This is a genomic window from Phytopseudomonas flavescens (assembly GCF_900100535.1).
Lineage (GTDB): Bacteria > Pseudomonadota > Gammaproteobacteria > Pseudomonadales > Pseudomonadaceae > Aquipseudomonas > Aquipseudomonas flavescens.
This window is the reverse complement of record NZ_FNDG01000012.1, coordinates 15255-39545: the sequence shown is the minus strand read 5'-3', so window position 1 is coordinate 39545 and position 24291 is coordinate 15255. Positions and strand designations below refer to the sequence as shown.

Sequence of the window (24291 nt, the reverse complement as noted above, 5' to 3'; positions counted from 1 at the left end):
GGCGCCTACGGCATCGAGGTGGCCGTAGAGGCTCGTCTGAAGCCATTCGTACAGGCGCCGCGCCCCGGAGTGAATCCCGCTTACCCACCGACCTTGAGACGACCCTTCATCAGCGCCGAGTGGGCAGGGAAGGAGCAGAAGAACTGGTAATCGCCATCTGCCTTCAGTGCGCTCGTATCGAAGGTCACGCTGTCTTCTTCGCCGCCGCCGAGCAGGCGGGTGTGGGCGATGACGCGAGCGTCGTCGGGTTTCAGGTAGCCCTGTTCGACGCCGGCTGCGCTGCCGTCGGCGAGGATGGCTGGCATGTCGCTGGCCGTGCTCAAGACCCAGTTGTGCCCCATGACTTGCTTGGGCAGGGTGCCAGGGTGTTTCAGGGTGATGGTGAATTGTTTGCAGCTGGTCGGTACCACTATTTCGTTCTTGTCGAAGGTCATCTGGTCGGTGCCATGGATGTCGATGGCGCAATCGTCGGCCGACCAGGCAAGGCCGGGGAGGCCGGGGAGGCCAAGGCCAAGGCCAAGGGCCAGAAGCAGGGCTCGTTGCATGGGGTTCTCCGCTGGGGGGATCAAGGGTTCAGCCGAATGAACGAGTGGTGCCGGCACGGCTTTAGGCCAGTGCATAAATTCCATGCCGAGGCATTCGTTCTTGGGGCATACGCTCATGGGAGCGGACAAGCGGATGGGTGCAGATGAAGGTTTCTCGGCGTGGATTGCTGGCGGGCGCGGCCGCCGTGGCTGCGACGGCGGGTGGGATAGGGTTGCCGATCGCCGGCTACCGGCACTATCGCGCCGTCGAGGAAGCTGCGCTGGACGAGGAGCCCGCCCTGGATCCGCCGACCCTCGAACAGAACCTGTTGGCCGGGCGCCTGGTGGGTATCTGGGATTTCCGCCTGCTCGACGGGCACTCGGATTATGCGGGTTTCGCCGGTGACGGGCTGCAACTGCTGCTCGATGTCGGGCCGTCCGGTCGTGCGCTGCGCGGGCATCTCGGGCAGCGGCCCTTTTCCGCAGGCGGCTTCGAGCTGTTCGGCCAGCTGTCCACCGACCAGGGTGCCAACCTGCGCTGGAAACTGGTCGATGAGGCTGGCCAGGCCTACGAATGCACGGCGATCTTCGACGAGATCTGGGATGTCTGGAGCACGGGTGGAGGGGAGGCGACGCTCACCGGCAAGCTGCGCCGGCGTGGCAGTCAGCCGGGCTGGTCGGCATTGCAGGCCGGCTTTCTCGCCAAGCGGCGTCCCTTCGTCCAGGCTCGCGAGCGCTTGCCCTACGTGCCCGAATTGCACGCCTGGCTGGTGTCGCCCCGGCACCGCCTGTTCCACCAGCTGTGGCACGCCAGCCGCGATCGCTGGCATCGCCTCGATGAACAGCGACGTCAGTCGCTGCGCGGCCTGGGCTGGCAGCCGGGGCCGCTGGGTCGGGAACGCGATGCCCGTGGCAAGCGACGGCACCGCAATGGCTCGGGTGAGGATTTCCTGTTCATGCACCGGCAGATGCTGGGGCACGCACGCAGTTTCCAGGATTTGAAACCCTGGAAATGCCTGCCGCCGCCCAGGCCGTTCATCGGCCACGGTATCCAGCCGTTCGTGGACTACCTGGAGAACAAGGATGGCTACTCGGTGCCGCCGGCCTGGGAGGCGCCGGGCGACGACGCCTTCAATCAATGGCTCAGGAACGTGAAGAGCAGCGAGGGGTTCTACGGCAATTTCCAGCTCTGGGAAGCGCAGTACCAGGATCCGGATTACCTGGCCACCCTGTGCCTGGGGGAGCTGGGCAGCCGTATCGAACTGGGGCTGCACGACTGGCTGCACATGTGCTGGGCGGCGGTGGGCCGCGATCCGAACAGCCTGTACCCGATGATCTACGACCGGGCGCCCAACGATTTTTCCGAACGCTGGTTCCGCCCGCAGAACGACTACCTGGCCGACGCGTTCTCGTCCCATGTCAATCCGGTGTTCTGGGCCTTCCACGGTTGGATCGACGATCGTATCGAGGACTGGTTCCAGGCCCATGAGCAGGCTCATCCGGGGCAGGTTCAGCGCCGCGTGATCGACGGTGTCGCGTGGTTCGCCAAAGGGCGCTGGGTGGAGATCGACGCACCCTGGCTGGGGCCGGCCGAGGCTGGATGCGGCGCCTGGGGGCGGGGCAACGGTGGCGGTGGCGGCGAGCTGGATATCGAGACCATGAAGCTGGCGCTGCACGTCATCCACGATGCCGACGAGGAGGCCAGGCGTCTGGCCGGACGCATCCCGCGCCGGCCCTGGTACGCGCGCCACCTGGCGGCGGGGCCCAAGGTGTCTGGTTGATGACGGGCATTAGAACCTGTTCACGGTATTCCGACGTAGTTCCCTGTGCGATGACCGCAACGGGGGGGCGAAAGCGGCCGCTCACCCCGTAGGGTGGATCGGGGCGCGTTGTCCACCCTACGAACAGCCGCCTCCGCCTTATTTCCCGTCGATCCGCAAGAACAGGGGCCACCCGCCAGGCCAGGCGCTGTTCAGCGGCGGCGGATCACGGTATCGCCGGCGTCATTCTGGCTCAGGGCGATGGGCAGCACCTTCGGCAGCATACGAACCAGCCCGGCCACGTCATTGGTGTTGTAGATACCGCCGATACGCATCTCGGCCACTGCGCTGTCGGCCAGCACCACCGGTTTGTCCAGGTAGCGGTTGATCTGCGGGAGCGCCTCGGCCAGGGTCAGGTTGTCGAGGATCAGCTTGCCGTCTCGCCAGGCCAGGGCAGACGCGCTGGCCGCGGCAAGTGTCGGCAGCTTGCCGTCGGCCCCGTAGCGGGCCTGCAAACCCGGTGTCAGGTAGGTGGTCTGGTCGCTGCGATCGGAGCGACTCTGTACTTTGACCGAACCTTCGCTCAGGGTCACCACCACCTGGTCCTGGTATTTCCACACGTTGAAGCGCGTGCCGGTCACCGTGACACTGCCGGCCCCGGCATGCACCACGAAGGGGTGCTCGGCGTCGTGGCGGACCTCGAAGAACGCCTCGCCTTCCTTCAGCGTGACGCTGCGCTGGTCGCGAAAGTTGGCGAACCACAGTGTGGTACCCCGGTTCAGCTCGACCCGGGAACCATCCGCCAGGGTTACCTGCTGAACCTGGGTATCGGCTTGCAGGCGTTGCACGTGGTCGGGCAGCAAGCCCTGTTGCCAGCCCAGCAGGCCAGCCACGGCCAGGCAGAGTACGGCGGCGCAGGCCATGGCCGGGCGGCCGAGCCGCTGGCGACGAGGCGGTGCCGCACGGTGGTATTGCCTTGGCAGGTGTTCGCTGACTTGCCAGATTTCCAGCATGGCACGGTATTCCGCGGCATGGCGCGGGTCGCTGTGCAGCCACTTGTCGAAGTCCGCGCATTCCTCTGGCGTGCGGTCATCGGCGTGCATGCGCGTGCACCAGTGAGCCGCCTCATCGATCAGGGGCTCGCTCGCAAGGACAGTGGAGGGCGGGAGGGTCATCGGGCTACCGGGAATGGAGAGTGGGCAGGTGGATCCAGGGGCCTATCGCTGCTGATGATAATTATTATGATTTGGCCCTTCGCCAGTATAGAATGCGGGGCGCACCGGCTCAAGGTGCGGTTCGAGGGTAGGTTACAGGCATGTTGGCCTGAGGGTGAGCACGGATACGGGCGCAGGATCATGGAAAAATACTACCAGCAGTTGGTGCGCTACCTTACGGCTCGTCTGCGCGACAGCCACCTGGCTGCGGATGTGGCCCACGATGCCTATGTCAAGGTACTGGAGGGCAGGCGTGGCGATACCCTCGACTATCCACAGGCGTATCTGTACCGCACAGCGCTGAACCTGGTCGTCGACGTTCACCGCCGTGCGGCGGTACGCCGCAGCCAGTCGATCGATGACCTGCAGCCCGAGGCACAGGCGACGGAAGGTCGGCACGCGCCCCATGAGTCCCTGTACCTGCAGGAACGCGTCGAGCTGGTCGGCAAGGCACTGAGCGAGCTGTCCGAGCCTTGCCGCAAGGCATTCCTGTTGCGCAAGCTCGATGGTCTGGCGCACCCCGAGATCGCCGCACGCATGGGGATTTCCAGGGACATGGTGGAAAAGCACATCGTCAACGCCATGCGCCACTGCCGTATCCGGGTCAGGGAAATGGAATACTCCATCGCCGACTCCGATGACGCCAAACACCGCTACAGCCGCGTCTGCGCCAAAAGAACCTGACAGCTTCCCTGCGCCGGCCCGCTCCGGCACTGCTGGCCACTGCCTCGCGCGGCCTTTTTCAGGTGTCGGCTTAAATTTTCTCGCCACCTCCGCGTTTTCCTTGTGCCGCGCTTCGGCGCGTTCCTGCACTGCGGTAACGGGGGGTGAACGTGTACAAAGCAATTGCGCTGGGCATTGGCTGCCTGGCAATGGCGAACCTGGCGGGCGCCGCCGGGGCGGCAAAGGGCGCCCAGTCGGTGGAGATTCGCTGGACGTCGTTCGGCGTTCCGCATATCCGCGCGGCCGACGAGCGTGGCCTCGGCTATGGCATCGGTTATGCCTATGCCCGTGACAATCTGTGCCTGCTGGCCGACGAAGTGCTCACCGTACGAGGCGAGCGCGCCCGCTTCCTGGGGCGTGAAGGGCATTCGTCGAGCGGCCTGGATAACCTGTCGTCGGACCTGTTCTTTCGCTGGCTCAATGGTGATCAGGCCCTGGCCGAGTTCCGCGCGGCGCAGAGCCCGGCGGTGCGCCAGTTGCTGTCCGGTTACGTCAAGGGATTCAACCGTTACCTGGCGGACGCCGACCAGCCGGCAAGCTGCCGCGGCGCCGCCTGGCTGCGGCCTCTGCAGGAGGACGACCTGGTGCGCCTGGTGCGCCGCCTGTTGGTCGAGGGCGGGCTGGGGCAGTTCGCCGAGGCGGTTGTGAGTGCCGCACCGCCAGGCGCATCAGCGGCCCGCGTCGGTGAGTCACCCAGCCTGGCGCGCCTCGCCGACTTCCGCCTGGAGCGTGGCAGCAATGCCATCGCCGTAGGGGGCCAGCGCACCGAGAATGGCAAGGGCCGGTTGCTGGCCAATCCGCATTTTCCCTGGTCCGGTGGCCTGCGCTTCTACCAGATGCACCTGACCATACCGGGGCGCCTGGATGTCATGGGCGCCGCTTTGCCGGGCCTGCCGGTGGTCAACATCGGCTTCAACCGTCACCTGGCCTGGACTCACACCGTGGACAGCTCCAGCCATTTCACCTTGCATCGCCTGGCGCTCGACCCCAAGGATCCGACCCGCTACCAGTTCGATGGGCGCAGCCTGCCGCTGACCAGGACCAGGCTGCAGGTCGAGGTACGCGAGGCCGACGGCAGCCTGTCGATCGAGCACCGTGATCTCTACGAGTCGCGCTTCGGCCCGCTGCTGAACTGGCCAGGCAAGCTCGACTGGAACCATGAGCAGGCGTTCGCCCTGCAGGATGTCAACCTGGCCAACAGCGCTGTCCTCGAGCAATGGCTGGCGATGAACCGCGCCACCGACGTGGATGGCCTGCGCACCAGCATCCAGGGGCACCAGGGGATTCCCTGGGTCAATACCCTGGCAGTCGATGATCAGGGGCAGGCCCTGTATTTCAACGGTTCGCGCATTCCGTACATACCGCTGCAGCGCCTGCCCGCCTGCGCGTTGCCGGCTCTGGTCGCCGAAGGGCTGCCGGGCCTGGACGGCAGCCGCAGCGAGTGCGACTGGCAGAACGATCCGGGCGCCGCAGCCCCCGGCGTGGTCGCCGGGCGTCATCTGCCGCTGCTGCAGCGAAAGGACTTCGTGCAGAGCTCCAACGACAGCGCCTGGCTGAGCAATCCGGCACAGCCCTTGAGCGGCTTCTCGCCGCTGATCAGCCGGGATGCCCGCCCGCTCGGATTGCGTGCCCGTTATGCCCTGGAGCAGTTGGCCGGGCGTGGCGAGCAGCCGTTCAGCGAAGCCTTTCTCAAGCACCTGGTGGACGACAACCGGGTCTATCAGGCCGATCTGCTGCTCGACGACCTGCTCGCGTTCTGCGCGGACCATGCGCGCGATGCGCAACTGGCACCGGGCTGCACCGCCCTGGCCACCTGGAACCGCCGGGCGTCACTGGATGCGGGCAGGGGATGGCTGTACTTCCAGCGCTTCATGGCTGCCCTGGGAGCGGACGGGGTGCCCTGGCGCGTGCCGTTCGATCCCGCGGATCCGCTGAATACGCCTCGCGGACTGGCCTGGCAACAAGCGGGGGTCGCCAGCCGCCTGGCCGACGCCCTGCGCCAGGCCAGCCATGAGGTTGCCGATGCCGGCCTGGCCGCGCAGGCGACCTGGGGACAGGTTCAAGGGGTGCAGCGTGGCAGCACGTGGATCCCGATCCCCGGCGGCGATGGGCGCCTCGGCATCTACAACGCGATCCAGAGCGAACCCCAGGCGGATGGCCGCCTGGCCGTGGTCAGCGGCAGCAGCTACCTGCAACTGGTCAGTTTCGATGACCAGGGGCCGGTGGCCCAGGGCCTGCTGGCGTTCTCCCAGTCCAGCGATCCGGCATCGGCGCACTTCAAGGACCAGACCGAGCTGTTCAGCCAGCAGGCCTGGCGGCCCCTGCCGTTCACCCGTGGGCAGATCGACGCCGATCCTGAGCTGCAGGTGCTCGAACTGCGCGTGGATGACTGAGCGGCCGGGCGGGGCCGTGTCGGTCGCACGCGACGCGCCGGGCGCCGCTGAGGGCATCGCCTCAGGCCCTAAAGCATCTCTGGTTTGAAGCGACCACGGCGGCTGACCCAGTCGCCGGCCACCATGAATTCGCCGTCGCCACGATAGTGCACGGTTTTCGGCCGCCGGGGTGTATGGGCCACATGGGCCTTGACGATGTCCCAGATGAACAGGCCGTGGCGGTCGACCTGGCTGGCATCGGCCAGGCGGCATTCGAAGCTGGCGTAGCACTCGGCGATCAGGGGGGCATCGACCTGCGTGGCGGGCTGCGCGGTGAGGCCGAAGTGCGCGAACTTGTCGACCTCGGCACCGCTGCAATTGCCGATGTCGACCAGGGTGTCGAGCAGCTCCAGGGTCGGCAGGTTGACCACGCAGGCTTCGCTGTTTCGGATCATCTCGAAGCTGTGGTTGGCTTCCCAGATGTAGCAGGCGAACGCTTGAAAGCCGATCATCATGTGCCAGCCCAGGGTCATCACGTTGTGCCGGCCCTGCCAGCTCGAGCTGACCAGTACGATGGGGCCGGGCTCGAGGTAGCGGCGTACGTCGTCCAGCGGATGATCGGTCTTGCGGTAGCGTTTCATCGGTCGGCTCCCAGGTGCCATGCAGGCCGTCGAGACAGTGGACCCGCGAGCGGCCCTGGCGTTCGGCCGAACGCCGGGCCACCCGGCTGGCTGGCGGTCTCAGCGCGGCCCCGTCGCGTCGGCGAAGGTACGCGGATCGACAGCGCTCCCCAGGGCGTGCTGCAGCGATTCATACAGGCGCCCGGTAAGCGTTTCGTAGCGCAGCAGGGCGTCCGGGTCGCGCAGTGCCACGTCGTTCCAGGAGCCCATGCCGCCGAACACCCAGGCCTGCCGGCAGGCGTTGATAAGGCGTTCGGCGCGCGGGTCGAGCAGGCCAGGCGGGGCGATGCCAGTGTCTGCCACGGGGCAGGAGCCGCGCAGCGTCGCAGCGGCTCTGGCGAAGCAGCGGGCGAAATTGGCGTAGCCCTGTTGGTCGGCGAAGGCGGCGATGTCGACGAGCTGGCCGGTCAGTTCGTCGAACAACACCGGGATCTGCAGTTGGGCGTCGCCCAGCGGTGCGGCATCCCGTGCCACGCGCCGGTAGTCCACCTGCCAGGGCCGCTCGCGCGGAGCGCCGGCAGGCTGTTCCCAGTGCCCGATCCAATGATCCGCCGTGGCGCTCTTGCGGCATTCGATCAGCCAGCGGCTACCGCCGCCGAGGTAGGGCAGGCTCAGGCGCTCGTCCCGGGATTGCTGCGCCACGGGCAGGTAGCAGGCATGCAGTTGCCGGACTCCGTCCCTGGCCAGGGCCTCGAACCAGCCTGCCGGGTCGTTGGCCAGGACGACCCGGTCGCCGCCCCGCCGTTCGCTGAAATGGATCGCCAGGCAGGTGGTGAAGACCGGCTGTGCTGGCATGACGCGGCGGCCGGCGAGGGCAGCGTTGCCCTGGCAGACCAGGGCCAGCAATTGCAGCAGGGTGCTGGGCATTGAACGTCTCCGTGGCGAGGGCCGGGCTCAGCCCCGGGCGGGGAAGAGGCCGCTGCTCATATGGTCGATGAATGCCCTGAGCTTGGGCAGGGCGTACTTGCTGTTGGGCCAGAGCAGCCAGAAGGCCCCACGCTGCTCCATGTGGTCGCTCAACAGGGGATGCAGGCGGCCGGCCGCGATATCCTCGGCGATCAGGAAGTCCGGCAGGCAGGCGATGCCAAGCCCTGCCCGGGTGACGCGCAGCAGGCTGTCCAGGGTATTGCAGATCGCCCTTTGGCGCAGCGCGCCTTCCAGGTCGGCAGGGGCCTGGCGCAACGGCCAGCGTTCGAGTTTGCCGCTGGCATGGAAGCGGTACAGCAGGCAGGCATGCCCGAGCAGGTCGACGGGCAGGTCAGGGGTGCCGTGGCGCTGCAGGTAGTCGGGGCTGGCGACCAAGCGCTGGCCGAAGGTGCCGAGCGGGCGTGCGCTGAGTCGCGAGTCCTGCATGGGGCCGGTGCGGATCACCGCGTCGAAGCCCTCTTCGAACACGTCCACCATGCGATTGGACAGGTCGATGTCCAGCTCGATCTGCGGATGGCGTTGCATGAAGTCGATCAGCACCGGCATCACCAGTTCGCCGACCCGCGGCATGCTGATGCGCAGGCGCCCGGCGGGCCCCTGGGCGGCCTGGGTCAGTTCCAGCTGCGCCGCCTCGAGTTCGCAGAGCACCCGGCGGCAGCGCTCGAGAAAGCGCTGGCCTTCGGCCGTCAGCGTCATGCTACGGGTGCTGCGATGCAGCAGGCGTACCGCCAGGCGCTGTTCCAGGCGGGCGATGCTCTTGCCGACCGCCGAGGCAGAAACGCCGAGCAGGCGGCCCGCCGTCGTGAAGCTGCGGGTATTGGCCACCTGGACGAATACCGCGATACCACTGAGGTTGTCGATCCTGCTGTCGATCATGGGGGCGCTCGCGATGGATTGAGGACATCCAAGTCCGCTAAGTCGCGAACTCTAGCCTGTTTTTCTCAAGCGTGTCGCTGCCTACCCTGTTCGCGTCGATCGGCCGCCTCCCGCCACGCCGAGATGCCCACGGATGCCCCCATGCCTGCAGAACAACCGCTTTCCTGCCGTGCCGAACCAGACGGCGATAGCCGGCGATTGCCCTTCAATGGCCTGCTGGTGCTGGCCGGCGCGGGCTTCATCACCATCCTCACCGAAGCGTTGCCGGCCGGGCTGCTGCCGCCGTTGAGCGCAGACCTGGGGGTCAGCCAGGCCATGGCCGGGCAGTTGGTGACCCTCTACGCGCTGGGCTCGCTGTTGACGGCCATTCCCCTGGTGGTGCTGACCCGCCACTGGCGCCGGCGGCCACTGCTGCTGCTCGCCATCGGCGGTTTCGCCGTGGTCAACCTGGTCACTGCGCTGTCCAGCCACTATCCGCTGACCCTCGTCGCTCGCTTCTTCGCCGGTGTCTGCGCCGGGCTGCTCTGGGCGCTGCTCGCCGGGTACGCGGCGCGTATGGTCGCGCCTGGTCAGCAGGGGCGGGCGATCGCCGTGGCGATGGTAGGGACGCCGCTGGCACTGTCCCTCGGCATACCGGCAGGGACCTTTCTTGGCGGTCTGCTTGGCTGGCGCGGCACCTTCGTGTTGATGAGCCTTTTGACGCTGGTGTTGCTGTGCTGGGGGCGCGGTACCTTGCCGGATTTTCCCGGGCAGCGGGCTGCCGGCCCGCTGCCCATCGGCCGGGTGTTGCGCCTGCCCGGGGTGCGCCCGGTGCTGCTCACCATCCTCACCTATGTGATGGCCCACAACCTGTTCTACACCTATATCGCGGCCTTTCTGACCCCCCTCGGCCTGCTCGCGCAGGTGCAATGGGTGCTGCTGGCATTCGGCCTGGCAGCGCTGCTGGGGATCTGCCTGACCGGCCTGCTGATCGACCGCTGGCTACGCTGGTTGAGCCTGTCGAGTGCGGCTGTGCTGGCGCTGGCGTGCGCGCTGCTGGCCGTGGGTGGCGCCTGCGCGCCGCTGGTCTATGCCGCCGTGGCCGCTTGGGGCCTGGCGTTCGGCGGCGTGGCCACGTTGTTCCAGACCGCCTCCATGCGTGCGGCGGGGGAGCAGGCGGACGTGGCGCAGTCGATGTGCGTGACTGCCTGGAACCTGGGTATCGCCGCAGGTGGCCTGGGGGGCGGGGTGGTGCTCGATCGCCTTGGTGTCGCGGGGTTGCCCTGGGCGGCGGCGGCCGGTGCTCTGGTGGCCCTGGCAATCATCGGTACGGCCCGGCGGCATGGCTTTGCCGGCAGCCCTTGAAGGGCCCGTTCGCCGGCCTCGTCCAGATCGGTCAGTCGGTCAGGGGCAATGCGTCGCCGAGCAGCCGGCGGGCGTCGAACACGGCCTGGCCGGTGACGAACACTCGATGGCGCAAGTCCTGCTTTCCACCGTAGGGAATCTGGTCGCAGTGCGGCGACAGGCCAGCCTCCAGCAGGCGCTGCGCCAATGCCTCGGCGCGTTGCGTGCTGCGCAAGAAACCCACGCAGTGCAGGTGCTGCATGGCCATCACCGCGTCGAAGAAGAACTGGCAGGCCTGCGCTTCGTCAGCCGTTCTCAGCAGCGGCGCGGCATCCTGGCCGCGTTCGCTGTATTGCACCGTCCAGCGCCGGCCGTCATGGCGCAGCGTCAGGGCGTCGTTGGCCGGGTGGGCGGTGCCGATCGCATAGTTGATCGGGTTGCAGCCGGCTTCCTCGAGGCGGCGAGCCAGTTCGCCCGCGTCCACGTCAGGCGATCCGCTCGAGCCGGCAGCGCTGGCACAGCGGGTAGTTGCCGAGGAAATCGCTGATCGATTCGCGCATCCGGTCGTGGGACGTGCCATACAGGTACAGCGCCGTTTCGGTCGGCCCCTGCCAGTAACTGAAGATCTGCCCCTGGCCCTCGATCAGGCGCTGCAGTTCGTCGTACACCACATTGATGTCGCAATCGGCGTAGACCTCGTCGGGCAACTCGGTGCCGTTCAGGTAGATGGCCAGCCCCTCGAGGGTGCCGAATGGCACTTCGCGCCGCTCGCTTTCGATGATCAGGCTGGAGCCGTTCGGTGCACCGAGGCGTTCCAGCTCGGCGATGATCGGCGCGACCTTGTCGGCCGTGTCGCCGTTCACCGCGATCTCGATATCGCACCATTCGACCTCGCCCTCTTCGCCCTGCGCCGTGCCGCCACCGCTGACCCGGCCCAGGGCCGCCCGGCCGAGGGCATCGTCGAGCGGATCCTCGAACAGTTCGCCGCGGTGCAGGGGCTGCAGGCGTGCATTGAGCCTGGCGCGCAGGTACTGCGGCGGCGTGGTTTCGCTGGCTGTCTGGGCGGTGGCCGGTGTACTGGACATGGGGCTCCTGAAGGTCATGATGGCAGGGATCAGGCTAGTGCCAGCAGGCGCTGGTAGACCGCCAGATCGTTGTCGGAAAAACAGCAGAACAGCACCGTCTCGATACCCGGGTAAGCGGGAGACTCCGTTCGCACCGTGGCGATCGCCAGCGCCGCCGCCTGCTCGATGGGATAGCCGTAGATGCCGGTGCTGATGCTGGGAAAGGCGAGGCTGGCGAGCCCGTTCTCGGCGGCCAGGCGCAGGGCGTTGCGGTAGCAGGACGCGAGCAGCTGCGCCTCGCCCTGACCGCCGGAGCGCCATACCGGGCCGACCGTATGGATGACGAAGCGGGCGGGCAGGCGATAACCCCTGGTCAGTTTGGCTTCACCGGTCTTGCAGCCACCGAGTAGCCGGCACTCGTGCACCAGCTCGCTGCCTGCGGCGCGATGGATCGCACCATCGACGCCGCCGCCACCGAGCAACGAGGAGTTGGCGGCGTTGACGATGGCATCCACGTCCAGTCGGGTGATGTCGCCCAGCAGGGCAGTAAGGGTGGCGGGCATGGTGTGGCTCCCAGGTTGACGTGCAAGCGGTCGTGGCGCGCGCCGGTTCACCAGCGCAGCGGTTTGCTCTGGCCTTTCCAGAACAGCCAGCGTTGCCGTTCGTGGTGCTCGCCGGTACCGATCTGCCAGGCCGGGCGACCGGCGTCCAGGTCGATCAGGCAGACGAAACCGGCATGGCTGGACACCGCCAGGGTGTTGCCGTCGGCCGACAGGTCCATGGCGCAGATGGTCGAGCCGATGTGATGCTGCCAGCGCTCGTTGCCCTGTTCGTCGAAGGCCCGCAGGTAGCCGTAGGCATCGCCGACGATGAAGGTATCGCCACGGGAAACGCCAGCGTACACGCGGGCGCCGTCCTGCACGACGGGGGTGCGTTGGTCTTCGCTGTAGAAATCGGTCTGCATGCCCGGCAGGTCGGCGACCGCGACGCACAGCGTCGCACCGCTGTAGAAATGGCAGGCATTGAGTATCAGGCGGTCACTGCGGCGGTTGAACAGGGCGAAATGCGGATACTCGCCTGCCGGGCCTACATCGGCGACCTGTTGCAAGGTGCTGTCGAACACCAGATGACTGCCACATTGCTCGCCCACCGCGAGCCAGCGGCCATCCGCGGAGACGGCGCCGTGTTCCATGGACAGCCCCAGGGCGATGTCGTCGACGGGGGTGCCTTTGTGCAGGTCCTTGCAGATCTCCGCCGGGCGTGGCAGCAGGCGTGTGGTGGCGTCCTCGGCGAGCACGAAGATGCCGTCCGGGCTGACCAGCAGCACACGTTGGCCATCCGGGAAGGGGATCAGCGCGGTCGGCGTCGCAGGCTGTTCCAGCGCCTCGAACCCGGCATCCTCCGGCAAGCCTTCCAGCCCCGTTGGCCAGTCGAACCGGGCGACCTGCGGGCCGTCCCAGCCATCATGGACGCTGATGCCCGAGGCCCTGGCCAAGGCGAAATAACGGCGTGCCGGGCAGCGCCCGAAAAAGTCGATACCGATCACCTCGTGCCACTGGTCGCCTTGAATGCGCACCAGGCGTCCTCGCTCGTAGGAGCTGCCGATGCGTGCCAGCAGGCTGCCGTCGTCGAGAAGCGCGAGTGCGCTGATGGCCTGCGCCTGTTCGTCGAGCAGCGGCACCAGCGGCAGATGGGCCGGTGGCCAGTCGGTACGCAAGGTGGCGTGGCTGGCGTCATCCGCATTCGTTTCATTAGCGGCCTGCAGCGCCTCCAGCAGGGCCGGCAGCAGGTGCTCGGTCGCTGCCAGTTGCGGTTCCTCCAGGCCGTCCCAGCCCTGGCTCTGGCCTTGCTCGACGTAGCGATTGACCTGCCGGGCATAGTCGAGCACGGCGGCTTGCCATTGCTGTTGGGGAGTTAGCGTCGTCATAAAGCGCTCCTTCGGCTGCCAAGCTCAGGGCAGAATTTCAATCGGTGTGCCGGGCTCGACGGCCTGCCAGATGGTTTCCATCGAGGCATCGTCGACGGCGATGCAGCCATTGGTCCAGTCGAACTGCTGGGTCAGCCAGGACAGCCAGCCCATGCCGTTGCGTTGGCCGTGGATCATGATCAGGCCACCTGGGTCCACCCCCCGGGAGCGGGCGTTGGCTACGTCCGCAGCGTTCGGATAGGACACATGAATGGCCTTGTAGTAACCCGAGTCGGCTTTCTTGTAATCCAGGGTATAGCGTCCTTCCGGGGTGCGCTCATCGCCTTCCTGCTGTTTGTGGCCATCGGGATTGGCGCCGAATACCACATCGAAGGTCGCGAAAGGCTTGCCCTCGGCGATCAATTGCAGGGTGCGTGCGCTCTTGTCGACGCGCACGGCATCGGTCTTGGGCATGGCGAGAACGGTGCCGCCGTACAGCAGCAGACAGAGAAACAGAACAGCTTTCATGGGGGCCTGTGGTGAATGGGGGGAGGGTCATTCTCGCGTTGCCGGAGGGCTTTGTGCGCTAATCCAGTCAGTAGTCTACCTGGCCAGGAATCTGCAGGGCGCCAACTGCATCGCGTTCGCGCCAAGGTAGAGCATAGCGGCAGGCATTCGTTCCAGGCGGATGCCGTAACACTGCAGGCCTTGTTGTTAGCATGGGGCTTGCCTATCGCTAGCAACGTTCCGCCTTGAACACTCCAGCGGCCCATTCGGCCTGGGCGTTACCCCTCTTTTTCACCAGCCGGCGGCAATTTGCACAGCGCTAGCGAATCGGTCGCCGTGGCGTATTTACCCCACCCATGTGGCTGGCGGATAATGCGCCAGTGGAAGCGCTCGCGACGGGCCATCAGGGCTCGTCGAGGTTGGATCAGAGGACAGGATGGCTGCGAAGACCGTCACCAGCAAGCAAGCCGAAGTGCAGCGCATCGTCGATGTCCTGTTCAAGGCCATCGCCCAGCATCGCCTGCCCCCCGGGACGCGTCTGATCGAAGCGCAGATCGTCGAGACCCTGCAGGCCAACCGCAACCATGTGCAGGTGGCGCTGCAGCGCCTGGCCTTGCAGCGGGTCGTCAGCATCGAGCCGAACCGTGGCGCGATGGTCGCCCAGCCCAGCGCCAGGGAGGCACGGGAGGTGTTCGTGGCACGGCGCGCCATCGAGCGGGCGATCGTCGAAAGCATCACGCCGGCGATCATGCACAAGCAGCGCCAGCGGGTGGCCACGCACATGAGCAACGAGCGCAAGGCCACCAGCGCGACCGATCGCCGCGCCATCGTTCGCGAGCTGAGCGAGTTTCACCTGATGCTCGGCGAGATCAGCGGCAACTCGGTACTCAGCGAGATGCTCGCCAACCTGATGGTGCGCAGCTCACTGATCGTCGCCCTCTACCAGCGCAATGACGTACCGTCCTGCGCATCGGACGAGCACCAGCAGATCATCACCGCGCTGGAGAACGGCGACCATGAGCGGGCTGCCGCCGTGATGATCGAACACCTGGGCGAGCTCGAGGGGCAGCTGGATCTGGACGACCAGACCGAGCCCGAGATCAACCTGCGTCAGGCCCTGGCAGGGCTTTGACGCGGCCGTCCATGGCGCTGCCCTGAGTGCGGCAGATCGGCGCCTTCGCCGTTGCGCGATGGGCTGCGACTCAGAGCGCCATCTCCCGCCTGAACACCTCCAGCGTATGCGCCTTGACCCGCACGAACTCCGGGTGGCTCATGATCTCCGCCCCCCGTGGCCGGGGCAGGTCGAAGGGGACGATTTCGGCAATCTGGGTGGGGCGCCGGGTCAGCAGCAGGATCTCATCGGCCAGAAACACCGCGTCTTCCAGATCGTGAGACACGATCAGCATGGTGACGCCGGTCGCCAGTTGCACCTCCTGCAATTTGTCGCGGATGAACAAGGTCATCTCGAAGTCCAGCGCGGAAAACGGCTCGTCGAGGAACATCACTTCCGGGCGCGGGGCCAGCGCCCGCATGATGCACACGGTCTGTTGCTGGCCACCTGAAAGCTCGTACGGATAACGGTTCAGATCGAAGCGGATATCGAACATCTGTGTCAGCTCATCGACACGTGCGGCCACATCCGCCTTGCGCATGCCCTGACGAACCAGCGGGTAGGCGATGTTGGCGCGGGCACTCATCCACGGGAACAGCGCATCGCGGTAGTTTTGGAACACGTAGCCGATCCTGGTCTGGGCGAGCGTCTTGCCATCGAAGAGAATTTCGCCTTTATCCATCGGCATCAGCCCGGCGATCATGTTCATCAGTGTCGACTTGCCGCAGCCGTTGGGGCCGAAGATCGAGACGATCTTGCCGCGCGGCAGGTCGAGATCCAGATCGGTATACAACGGCTGGCCGGCAAAGGCTTTGCTCAGGCCGCGAAGGGTGACATGGGTGTCGGCACGCGGTGCCGCACCGGGTACCTGTGGTTGGTCGAGGGCTGGGGCGAGGGAAAGCGCGTGCGTCATGCCTGGCTACTCCAGTGGACGGTTTTTTTCTCGATCAGCAGGAACGCCAGGTTCAGCAGATAGCCGAGGGCGCCGGTGATCAGGATCGAGGCATACATGTCTTTGATGTTGAATACCTGTTGCGCATCGATGATCCGGTGCCCCAGGCCGTTTTCCGAGCCGATGAACATTTCCGCGACGATCACGATCACCAGGGCGATGGACACCCCGGTACGCAAGCCGACGAAGGTTTGCGCGAGGCTTTCCATCAGCAGGATGTCCTTGAAAATGTGCCAGCGGGAAATGCCCATTACCTTGGCGGCCATCAGCCGGGTTTTCTTGGCGTTCATCACGCCGTAGGCGCTGTTGAACAGAATCACCAGCACGGCGGCGAACGCGGCGATGGCGATCTTGTTCGCATCGCTGATGCCGAAGATCAGCATGAACAGCGGGATCAGCGCCGAGGAGGGCGTCGAGCGGAAGAAGTCGATCAAAAATTCCAGGCTGCGGTAGACCTTTTCGCTACTGCCCAGAATGACGCCCAACGGTACCCCCACCGCGGCCGCGAAAGCGAACGCGGCCAGGGTTCGGTACAGCGTCGAAGCGATGTCGGTACGCATGGACGGCTCGGCGAACGACTGGAACATGAAGCCCAGCGTCTCGAGCGGCGAGGGCAGCAGAACCGGATTCAGCCACTGCGCACTGACCGCCAGCTGCCACAACAGAAACAGCAGCAGCGGGCCGATCAGCGGCAGCAGGCGCGAAGACCAGTGTGACGTCATGACGATTCTCCTCAGCCCTGATAGATCAGCGCAGCCACGTCGATCGGTTTGCTGAAGATTTTCCGCTCTGTGAACACGTCATAGAACTTTTGGAACCACTTCAGGTTGTCGCCCTGCAAGTCGGAATACATGACGAAGCCCGGCAGTGGCACCTCGTTCACCAGGTCCGATTCGATGCTGGTGTAGCCGGCGATGTTCTTGCGTGCCTGCTGCGGCTGCGAGGCGATGAACGCCACGGCCTTCTGGTAGGCGGCGATAAAGGCTTTGGTCTGTTGCGGCTTGCTGTCGATGAAGCTGCTGTTCAGTGCGGCGGCACCGCCGAACCAGGGTGCGTCGGCATTGCCGAGCACGTATTTGGAGATGACGCCGGTTTCCAGCGTGCGCGACAGGTTCTTCATGCGCCCCACGGTGCCGGTCGGCTCCAGGGTATAGACCCCGTCGATCTGGCCGGCCGCCAGGGCTGGCGCGTGCTGGCCGACAGGCAGTTCGATGACCGAAGGATCGCTGAAGCCGTTTTTTTCCAGAATGATCTTGGCCATGGTGACGTTCTGGATGCCCGGGCCGCAGGCGATTTTCTTGCCTTGCAGATCGCTGATGCGCTGCGCGGTGCTATCGAGCGGAACCAGAAACTCATCCAGAACCAGTCGATGGTTCGACGGGTTGGAGCAGATGATCTTGAACAATCCCGGCATGGTGATCGCCCCCAGGCCGAGGGCGCCGGTCGCGGTGCCGTTTGCACAGCCGTGGATTCGGCCAGTGATCATGCCCTCGACGATTTGCTGCGGGCTGGAGAACTTGACGCCTTTGACGTTCAGCCCCGCTTCCTTGAAAAAACCTTGCTCCAGGGCGACATACAGGGGCAGGCCGCCAACGATGGGCCAATAGCCGATACGGATTTCCTCGTCATCGGCGGCAAACGCGCCAGCAGGAAGCAGGCTGCCAAGCGTCATGGCGCTCCCCGTCACGGCCAGCCACTTCATCAATTGGCGACGATCCGGATTGAGTGGAGGGTTTTCAGGTTTGACGTCTTTCATCGGTTTTTCCTGTTCTCGGATTGGCAAGGTGGCGTGTACATCGCTGCAAGCACATGCCGTTCCAGGTTGATAACTCTTTTTAAATCAGTGACTTAATGTATTCTTTGGCGAGTGAGCGGGGCGATATCCGCGCAGCGCTGATAAACAGGCTCCAGGTTGGAGCGGGTGGTCACGGCCTGAGCAATCGTGCCTGTGCGCGCTCGAAGGTCTTGCGCCCGGCCTTGTAGCCCATCAGCGGCGGGCTGATCTCGGCCACCACGGCGGCCGGCGAGGGCGCATCGAAGACGATGAAGTCAGCGCGGCAGCCGGGTGCCAGGCCATAGTCGGGCAGGCGCAACAGGCGTGCCGACTCACTCGACACCCAGCTCAGGCAACGCAGCAATTCGGCCTCGGTAGCCAGTTGGGCGACGTTGGCGAACAGGTTGGCCTGGCGCACCAGCGACGCGTCTCCGTAGGGGGTGAAGGGGTTGCCGATGTTGTTGGTCGACAGCGAACAGGTCACGCCACAGGCGTGCAGGTGCTGCAGGGGCGCCAGGCCACGGGGCCGGTTGTGGAAGTGCTCGCGCCCGGTGAGGAACAGATCGGTACTCGGCAGGCAGGTGACCTGCACGCCGGCTTCGGCCAGCGATTCGGCAACCGCCAGCAAGGTGTCCCTGGGCAATGCCGACAGCTTGGTCACATGGCCGATGGTTACCCGGCCAGCCCAGCGGTGCTGGTGAGTGCAGCGGATCACCTCGCCGATGGTCATGCCCTCCGGGTTCAGGTCGAAGTCCAGATGCAAGTCCAGGTCACGGTCGAACGCCACCGCCAGTTCGAACAGCCGGCGAATCTGCGCGCCAGGATCGCTATCGGTGTAGGGGCAGCCGCCAAGCACCTCGGCGCCCCGCGCCAGCGCCTCGCACAACAGGGCTTCGGTGCCCGGGTTGTTGAGCAAGCCTTCCTGGGGGAACACGCAGATTTCCAGGCTGATGGCCCAGGCGTAGTCCGCCTGCAGGCGGCGCACCGCGTCGAAACCGATCAGGCCGATCTGCGGGTCGATCTCGACGTGGGTGCGCATGTGCGTGGTGCCCTGGGCGATGGCCTTGTCCAGCACCTGGGCGCCGCGCTGGTAGACGTCCGCTTCGCTGAAGTCAGCCTTGGCCGAGCGGGTCTGGGCGATGGCCTCGGCCAGGGTGCCCTCGCTGAGTTGACAGCGCTGCATGATGCAGGCCTTGTCCAGGTGGATGTGGGTCTCCACCAGGCCGGGCAGCAGCAGTTTGCCATTCAGGTCGAGGATCACGGCGGTGGCACCGGGCGCACTGACGAAGCGGCCATCCTTCACGTACAGGGTCTGCAGCGCCTGGGTGTCATCGCCGAGGCGGGCGTTGATGAGGGTCAGCGCACTCATGCCGCGGCTCCTCCCAGGTAGGCCGCTTCCAGTTCCGGGTCGCCGCGCAACGCTTCGGCACTGCCGGATTTGACGATGCGCCCGGTCTCCAGCACGTAGGCGCGGTCGGCCACCTGCAGGGCGAGGTTGGCCATCTGGTCGACCAGCAGCAAGGTCACGCCTTCGTCGCGCAGGGCAGCCAGGGCGTCGTACAGTTCACCGATCATGGCTGGCGACAGGCCCAGGGAGGGCTCGTCGAGCAGCAGGATCTTCGGCTTGGCCATCAGCCCGCGACCCACCGCCACCATCTGCTGTTCGCCGCCCGAAAGCAGGCCGGCGGGGCTGTCGATACGCTCGCGCAGGCGTGGGAAGCGGCGCAGGATGGCTTCGATTTCCGCGTCGGCATCGAAGGCCTCCTTGCGTGAGTAACCGCCGAGCAGCAGGTTGTCACGCACGCTGAGCTGGCCGAACACCTGACGGCCCTCCGGCACCAGGGCCAGGCCCCGGGCGGCGATGGTGCTGGCATCGGCGTGCTCGATGCTCTCGTTGTCGAGCAGGATGCTGCCGCCACTGGCTGTGTGCAGCCCGGCCAGGCATTGCAGGATGCTCGACTTGCCAGCGCCGTTGGCGCCCAGAATGGCGACCAGCTCGCCAGGGTTGACCACGATATTGACCCTGTCGACCACCGGTGCGGCACCGTAGTCGATGACCAGATCCTTGATGTACAGACGTGCATCGCGCGAACCGTCCCAGGCTTCGGCCCGTGGCGTGGCCTGGTAGCGGGTGCCGCCCAGATAGGCGGCGATGACCCGTTCGTCCTTGCGCACGTCGTCCGGTAGGCCCCAGGCGATGGGCTTGCCGGCGTCGAGCACCAGCAGGCGCTCGGACACGGCCATCACCAGGCCCATGTCGTGCTCGACCAGGATGACCGCGATGCCGAACCCGGCGAGGGCTCTGAACAGGCTGGCCAGGCGGTCGGTGTCGCTGCGGCTGAGCCCGGCCGCCGGCTCGTCGAGCAGCAGTACGCTGGGCCGGGTGGCCAGGGCGCGGGCGATTTCCACCAGGCGCCGGTCGACGTGGGCCAGGTCATCGGCCGGGGTGTTCACCGAGCCCTGGTAGCCGACCAGGGTCAGCAACTGCAGCGCCAACTGGCGTCGGGTATCGCTGGCACAACTGAAGGGTAGGCCGAGGCGCCCCTGTTGCATGGCCACCAGCAGGTTTTCCAGCACCGACAGCTCGCCGAACAGCTGGGTGGTCTGGTAGGTACGGGCGATGCCGGCTCGGGCGATTTTCCAGGCGGGCAGGCCCGCCAGTGGGCGACCCAGGTCGATGCTGCCGCTGTCCGGCGCATAGAAGCCGCTGATCATGTTCAGCACCGTGGTCTTGCCCGCGCCGTTGGGGCCGATGATGCTGGTGATGCTGCCCGGTGGCGCCTGCAGGCTGACGTGCTGTGCCGCCTGGACGCCGCCGAAGCGAATGCCGATGTCCTTGACCTGCAGGCCGTCGCGGGCGGCGGCGTCCTGCTGGAAGAACGCGCTCAATTGCGCCGGGTCGTAGGCCGCCGGGGCGCCCTGGTGGGCTGGCCGCAGCCACAGGCCGGCCAGGGTGCCGAGCAGACCCCGTGGCGCTGCCCAGAGCACGCAGAGCAGCAGCACCGAGAAGATCAGCAGGCGGTACTCGGCGAAATCCGAGAGCATTTCCGGCAGCAGCACGATCAACAGGGCGCCGAGCAGTGGGCCGAACAGGGTGCCGCTGCCGCCGACGATCACCGCCAGCACGAACAGGATCGACTGCGAGAAGGGGAAGGAGGCCGGGTTGATGAACATCATCAGTGGCGCCACCAGCGAACCGGCCAGGCCGGTAAGCAGGGCGGACAGGGCGAAGGCCAGGGTCTTGGTCTGCACCGGGTTGAAACCGAGCGAGCGGGCAGCGATCTCGGTGGATTTCACCGCGCGCATGGCCAGGCCCCAGCCGCTGTGGCGCAGACGCTGGAACAGGGCCAGGGCGGCGATCATCAGGCCGGTGGCGATCAGCGCCATGCTCACGCTCGGATCGAGGCTGCCGATTTCCGGCATGGGAATGCCCATCAGGCCGTTGGCCCCACCGGTCAGCGAGCGCCATTCGATCAGACCGTGGTGCACCACCAGGGCAAAGGCAATGGTGATCATCGCCAGGTACGGGCCGCTGACGCGCAGAGCCGGGATCGCCAGCAGCGCGCCAATGGCGCCACAGGCCAGGCCAGCGGCGATCATCGCCAGGCCCAGGGGCAGGCCGGCCAGGGTCAGCAGCGCCGAGACATAGGCGCCGATGGCGTAGAAGGCGATATGGCCGAAGGAGATCTGCCCGCTCAGGCCGATCAGGATGTTCAGGCCCACGCCGACTACCACGGCCAACGCGCAGAAGGTGAAGACCAGCAGCGAGTAGCTGTCGAGCAGCAGCGTGGCGGCGATGCAGGCCAGCGTCAGCAGGGCGAGGGAAACGGGGGCGAACAGCGAATGCTTCAGGGTCATACTTTCACCAGGGTCTTGCTGCCGAACAGGCCATTGGGGCGCAGCGCCAGGGCCAGAATGACCAGGGCGAAGGTGAACAACTGGGTGAAGGCCGAACCGAAATAGAGGGTCACCAGCGCCTCGACCAGACCGAACAGCAGGCCGGCGGCGAATACCCCGCCCGCGCTGGCGATACCGCCAAGAATCGCCACGGCGAAGGCCTTGAGGCCGAACAGCATGCCCATCTCGGCATTCACGCTGAACAGCGGCGCGATCAACAGACCGGCTATGGCGGCGAACACGGTCGACACGGCAAAGGCCACCGCCACCACACGGTTGACCCGGATACCCATCAGCATCGCCGCCTTGGGATTCTGCACGCAGGCCTCCAGCACCTTGCCCAGACGCGTGTAGCGGCGCACCAGAAACAGCGCCAGGGCGATGCCGCCACCTACCAGCGGAATCAGCAGTTGCAGCACGCCGACGTTGTTGCCGAACAGTTCCAGGTGCTGGTTGGCCAGTGCCGAAGTGAACTGTCGTGGCTCCTTGCCGAAGGTGAACAGCGCCAGGTTGTCGACCAGGATGCCCGCTGCCACCGTTGCCATCAGCCAGGCTTCGGAGCCGCGCGAATGGAAGGGGCGTACCAGAAAACGCTCGATGATCAGCCCATAAAGGGCGCACAGCGTCAGGGTCGCCGGAAGCGCCAGCCACAATGGCCAGCCCCAGGTGATGGTGAAGCTGTAGCCGAGTACGGCGCCAACCATCATGGCGCTGCCCTGGGCGAAATTGACCGTACGCGAAACCACGTAGGTGATATGGAAACCCAGGGCCAGCAGTGCATACATGCTGCCCAGTCCGAGCCCGGTGATGATGGCGGCGGTGATCATGACGATAATCCTCCGGGCGGGCCGCCAGGGCCCGTCCGTTCACGACTTCAAGGGGCGAGCGGAACGATGCGGCCGTCGACGAAATGGGTGAAGACGTAGTCGTCCGGGCCCAGGGCGTCGTGCTTGGTCGGGGTGAAGGGCTGGGTGTAGTCCTTGATCAGCCCCTGGTAGCTGTCGATCGCATAGAAGCCATCGCGCACCTTGCTGCCCTGGGTGTCGCCGGCCTTCTCGATGGCGGCGGCGGCCAGGTGCATGGCGTCGTAGGCGTTGGCGATGCCCACTGCCGGGGTCACGTCGGCCAGGCCCTTGATCTCCGGGAAGCGCTGCTTGAGGGCAGCCAGCACGCTGTCGCCCTTGGCGCTGTTGTGCTCGGTGAACACGTAGGTCTGGATGAAGTGCACGCGGCTGGCGTTGGGGCCGGCCAGTTCGCTGAAGCGGCCACCTGCCGGGCCCCAGTGGGAAACCACCGGCACCTCCCAGCCCATGCGATCGAGGGACTTGACCACCTGGGCCGAGGGGCCGACGTTGCCGACCATCAGCAGGGTGTCGGTGCCGGCATTCTTCAGGCGGGTGAGTTGCGGCACCACGTCGAGGTCACTGTCTTCGATGCGTTCGATGCCGGCGTAGTCCATGCCACGTTTGGCAAGGGCATCCTTGAAGCCGATTTCATTGGATTCGCCCCAGGGATTGTTGATCAGGATCATCCCGGGCTTCTTCATGCCCTTCTTGATGCCGTGCTCGACCAGCGCTTCGTCGACCAGCTCGTCCACCGCCGACACGCGGAATACGTAATTGTCCTTGGCGCCGTTCTCGGTGATCTTGGTGCCAGCGGCCCAGATGCCCATGAACGGCACCTTCAACTGATTGGCCAATGGCACGATGGCCAGGGAAACCGGTGTATCGAGGCCACCGAACAGCACGCTGACTTTTTCCCGCTGCGCCAGTTCGCGGGCGGCCAGCATGCCTTTGGCCGGGTTGCTTTCATCGTCACGACGGATCAGCTGCACCGGACGACCGAGGATGCCGCCCTTGGTATTGATCTCGTCGATGGCCACGGTGAGCCCGCGGGTCAGGGCCTCGCCGGACTTCGCCGACTGCCCGGACAGGGCGGCGACCAGGCCGACCTTGATCGGCTCTTCGGCGTGCGCCGCCGCGCTCAGTGCCATGCCGAGGCAGGCGACGACCGCCGCGCCTGGCAGCAGGCAGCGTAGTGGGGATAACAGGGTGCGCATGGTTGGTCTCCTGATTGCTAGCATTTGTAAGTAATTTGCTAGCAAGCCTGGTGCCATAACGTGCAGACTGCGGTTTGCGCGGTTTTTCCGGGCCGGTTGCATGAAACGTGCACGAATAGCGTGCATGCCGCACCACATGCAGGCACGGTGAGTGCCTTCAGACGATCAACGAATGGGAGAACAGGGTATGAACGAGATGAACAAGGCGGTCCGGATTGTTAGCGATTTTCTGGCAGCGTCAATGGCGCCTGATCCCGTCAAGGCCGCCACCTACATGAGTGACGAGGTGCGCATCACCTTCACCGGTGGCCGCCACATGCCCACGCCACAGGACATCACCGCATTCAACGGCGCGCGCTACGCCTGGGTGAAAAAGGCCCTCGGTCAGTTCGACTGGACCGAGCGCGACGACCACACCGTCGTCTATTCCAATGGCACGCTGTATGGCGAATGGCCGGACGGCCGCAGTTTTTCCGGTAACCGCTATCTGGATCGCTTCGAAGTGCGCGGCGGCAAGATCACCCGCATGGACGTCTGGAACGACAGTGCCGAATGGCTGCTGGCACCGGAAATCGCCAAGGCCTGAGAGCCTGTTCACGATCGTTGTCAGCATACCGCCCGT

Annotated in this window: 23 protein-coding genes; 6 read left to right on the top strand and 17 right to left on the bottom strand. The window is 65.9% G+C overall.

Annotated features, from left to right (window positions below; all coding sequences use genetic code 11):
- Nucleotides 1-80 precede the first annotated feature (80 nt).
- The gene (gene azu / locus BLR94_RS16060) at nt 81-545 is read right to left on the bottom strand and encodes an azurin (protein WP_084307229.1); all 465 of its coding nucleotides are present in this window, start codon (nt 543-545) and stop codon (nt 81-83) included.
- Between the two features lie 143 nt (nt 546-688).
- Here azu and pvdP point away from each other — a divergent pair, with 143 nt between their 5' ends.
- Entirely contained in the window at nt 689-2305 is a 1617-nt protein-coding gene (gene pvdP, locus BLR94_RS16055; RefSeq protein WP_090423722.1) for a pyoverdine maturation tyrosinase PvdP, read from the top strand.
- 191 nt (nt 2306-2496) lie between these two features.
- Here pvdP and BLR94_RS16050 read toward each other — a convergent pair whose 3' ends face one another.
- On the bottom strand, nt 2497-3459 hold the full coding sequence (locus tag BLR94_RS16050; RefSeq protein ID WP_084307230.1) for a FecR family protein: 963 nt from the start codon (nt 3457-3459) through the stop codon (nt 2497-2499).
- A gap of 54 nt (nt 3460-3513) precedes the next feature.
- On the opposite strand from BLR94_RS16050, the gene BLR94_RS16045 reads away from it, so the two are divergent.
- Both BLR94_RS16045 and pvdQ read left to right on the top strand, forming a co-directional pair.
- A complete protein-coding gene (locus tag BLR94_RS16045; RefSeq protein ID WP_084307231.1) occupies nt 3514-4182 on the top strand; it encodes a sigma-70 family RNA polymerase sigma factor in 669 nt (222 codons plus the stop codon).
- Nucleotides 4183-4370: 188 nt separating this feature from the next.
- Complete coding sequence (gene pvdQ, locus BLR94_RS16040; protein ID WP_084307232.1) at nt 4371-6614, top strand: bifunctional acylase PvdQ; 2244 nt, start codon at nt 4371-4373, stop codon at nt 6612-6614.
- Nucleotides 6615-6682: 68 nt separating this feature from the next.
- On the opposite strand, the gene BLR94_RS16035 is transcribed toward pvdQ, so the two are convergent.
- The 3 genes from BLR94_RS16035 to BLR94_RS16025 all read right to left on the bottom strand — a co-directional run bounded on the left by BLR94_RS16035 (nt 6683) and on the right by BLR94_RS16025 (nt 9061).
- The gene (locus BLR94_RS16035) at nt 6683-7234 is read right to left on the bottom strand and encodes a flavin reductase family protein (RefSeq protein WP_084307233.1); all 552 of its coding nucleotides are present in this window, start codon (nt 7232-7234) and stop codon (nt 6683-6685) included.
- 99 nt (nt 7235-7333) lie between these two features.
- Nucleotides 7334-8140: a hypothetical protein gene (locus BLR94_RS16030; RefSeq protein ID WP_084307234.1), complete on the bottom strand. Its 807-nt coding sequence runs from the start codon at nt 8138-8140 to the stop codon at nt 7334-7336.
- Nucleotides 8141-8167: 27 nt separating this feature from the next.
- Complete coding sequence (locus tag BLR94_RS16025; RefSeq protein WP_084307267.1) at nt 8168-9061, bottom strand: LysR family transcriptional regulator; 894 nt, start codon at nt 9059-9061, stop codon at nt 8168-8170.
- Between the two features lie 156 nt (nt 9062-9217).
- Between BLR94_RS16025 and BLR94_RS16020 the strand changes: the two genes are divergently transcribed.
- Nucleotides 9218-10420 carry an MFS transporter gene (locus BLR94_RS16020; RefSeq protein WP_084307235.1) on the top strand — a complete coding sequence of 401 codons (1203 nt, stop codon included), beginning with the start codon at nt 9218-9220 and terminating at the stop codon, nt 10418-10420.
- Between the two features lie 31 nt (nt 10421-10451).
- Here the strand turns inward: BLR94_RS16020 and BLR94_RS16015 are convergent, their stop codons facing one another.
- Genes BLR94_RS16015 through BLR94_RS15995 form a run of 5 tightly spaced genes read right to left on the bottom strand, consistent with a single transcriptional unit; the run spans nt 10452 to nt 13897 of the window.
- Complete coding sequence (locus BLR94_RS16015; RefSeq protein ID WP_084307236.1) at nt 10452-10883, bottom strand: hypothetical protein; 432 nt, start codon at nt 10881-10883, stop codon at nt 10452-10454.
- Between the two features lies 1 nt (nt 10884).
- Complete coding sequence (locus BLR94_RS16010; RefSeq protein ID WP_084307237.1) at nt 10885-11484, bottom strand: hypothetical protein; 600 nt, start codon at nt 11482-11484, stop codon at nt 10885-10887.
- A gap of 29 nt (nt 11485-11513) precedes the next feature.
- Complete coding sequence (locus BLR94_RS16005) at nt 11514-12026, bottom strand: O-acetyl-ADP-ribose deacetylase (protein WP_084307238.1); 513 nt, start codon at nt 12024-12026, stop codon at nt 11514-11516.
- 47 nt (nt 12027-12073) lie between these two features.
- Nucleotides 12074-13390, bottom strand: a complete 1317-nt coding sequence (locus tag BLR94_RS16000) for a WD40 repeat domain-containing protein (protein WP_084307239.1) — start codon at nt 13388-13390, stop codon at nt 12074-12076.
- A 24-nt stretch (nt 13391-13414) separates the two neighbouring features.
- The gene (locus BLR94_RS15995; protein WP_084307240.1) at nt 13415-13897 is read right to left on the bottom strand and encodes a L,D-transpeptidase family protein; all 483 of its coding nucleotides are present in this window, start codon (nt 13895-13897) and stop codon (nt 13415-13417) included.
- A 415-nt stretch (nt 13898-14312) separates the two neighbouring features.
- Between BLR94_RS15995 and BLR94_RS15990 the strand changes: the two genes are divergently transcribed.
- Nucleotides 14313-15008 (top strand): GntR family transcriptional regulator, encoded by a 696-nt coding sequence (locus BLR94_RS15990; protein ID WP_084307241.1) that lies wholly within the window; start codon nt 14313-14315, stop codon nt 15006-15008.
- A 70-nt stretch (nt 15009-15078) separates the two neighbouring features.
- On the opposite strand, the gene BLR94_RS15985 is transcribed toward BLR94_RS15990, so the two are convergent.
- The 7 genes from BLR94_RS15985 to BLR94_RS15955 all read right to left on the bottom strand — a co-directional run bounded on the left by BLR94_RS15985 (nt 15079) and on the right by BLR94_RS15955 (nt 23669).
- Nucleotides 15079-15900 (bottom strand): ABC transporter ATP-binding protein, encoded by an 822-nt coding sequence (locus BLR94_RS15985; RefSeq protein WP_084307242.1) that lies wholly within the window; start codon nt 15898-15900, stop codon nt 15079-15081.
- Entirely contained in the window at nt 15897-16661 is a 765-nt protein-coding gene (locus tag BLR94_RS15980; RefSeq protein ID WP_042552718.1) for an ABC transporter permease, read from the bottom strand. Before BLR94_RS15980 ends, BLR94_RS15985 begins: the two co-directional genes overlap by 4 nt.
- 11 nt (nt 16662-16672) lie before the next feature.
- On the bottom strand, nt 16673-17695 hold the full coding sequence (locus BLR94_RS15975) for an ABC transporter substrate-binding protein (protein ID WP_084307243.1): 1023 nt from the start codon (nt 17693-17695) through the stop codon (nt 16673-16675).
- A gap of 169 nt (nt 17696-17864) precedes the next feature.
- Nucleotides 17865-19082, bottom strand: a complete 1218-nt coding sequence (locus BLR94_RS15970; protein ID WP_084307244.1) for an amidohydrolase family protein — start codon at nt 19080-19082, stop codon at nt 17865-17867.
- Nucleotides 19079-21571 (bottom strand): branched-chain amino acid ABC transporter ATP-binding protein/permease, encoded by a 2493-nt coding sequence (locus BLR94_RS15965; protein ID WP_084307245.1) that lies wholly within the window; start codon nt 21569-21571, stop codon nt 19079-19081. Before BLR94_RS15965 ends, BLR94_RS15970 begins: the two co-directional genes overlap by 4 nt.
- Entirely contained in the window at nt 21568-22437 is an 870-nt protein-coding gene (locus BLR94_RS15960) for a branched-chain amino acid ABC transporter permease (RefSeq protein WP_084307246.1), read from the bottom strand. Before BLR94_RS15960 ends, BLR94_RS15965 begins: the two co-directional genes overlap by 4 nt.
- A 47-nt stretch (nt 22438-22484) precedes the next feature.
- Complete coding sequence (locus BLR94_RS15955; protein ID WP_084307247.1) at nt 22485-23669, bottom strand: ABC transporter substrate-binding protein; 1185 nt, start codon at nt 23667-23669, stop codon at nt 22485-22487.
- Between the two features lie 187 nt (nt 23670-23856).
- Between BLR94_RS15955 and BLR94_RS15950 the strand changes: the two genes are divergently transcribed.
- Entirely contained in the window at nt 23857-24255 is a 399-nt protein-coding gene (locus BLR94_RS15950; RefSeq protein WP_084307248.1) for a nuclear transport factor 2 family protein, read from the top strand.
- Nucleotides 24256-24291: the final 36 nt, after the last annotated feature.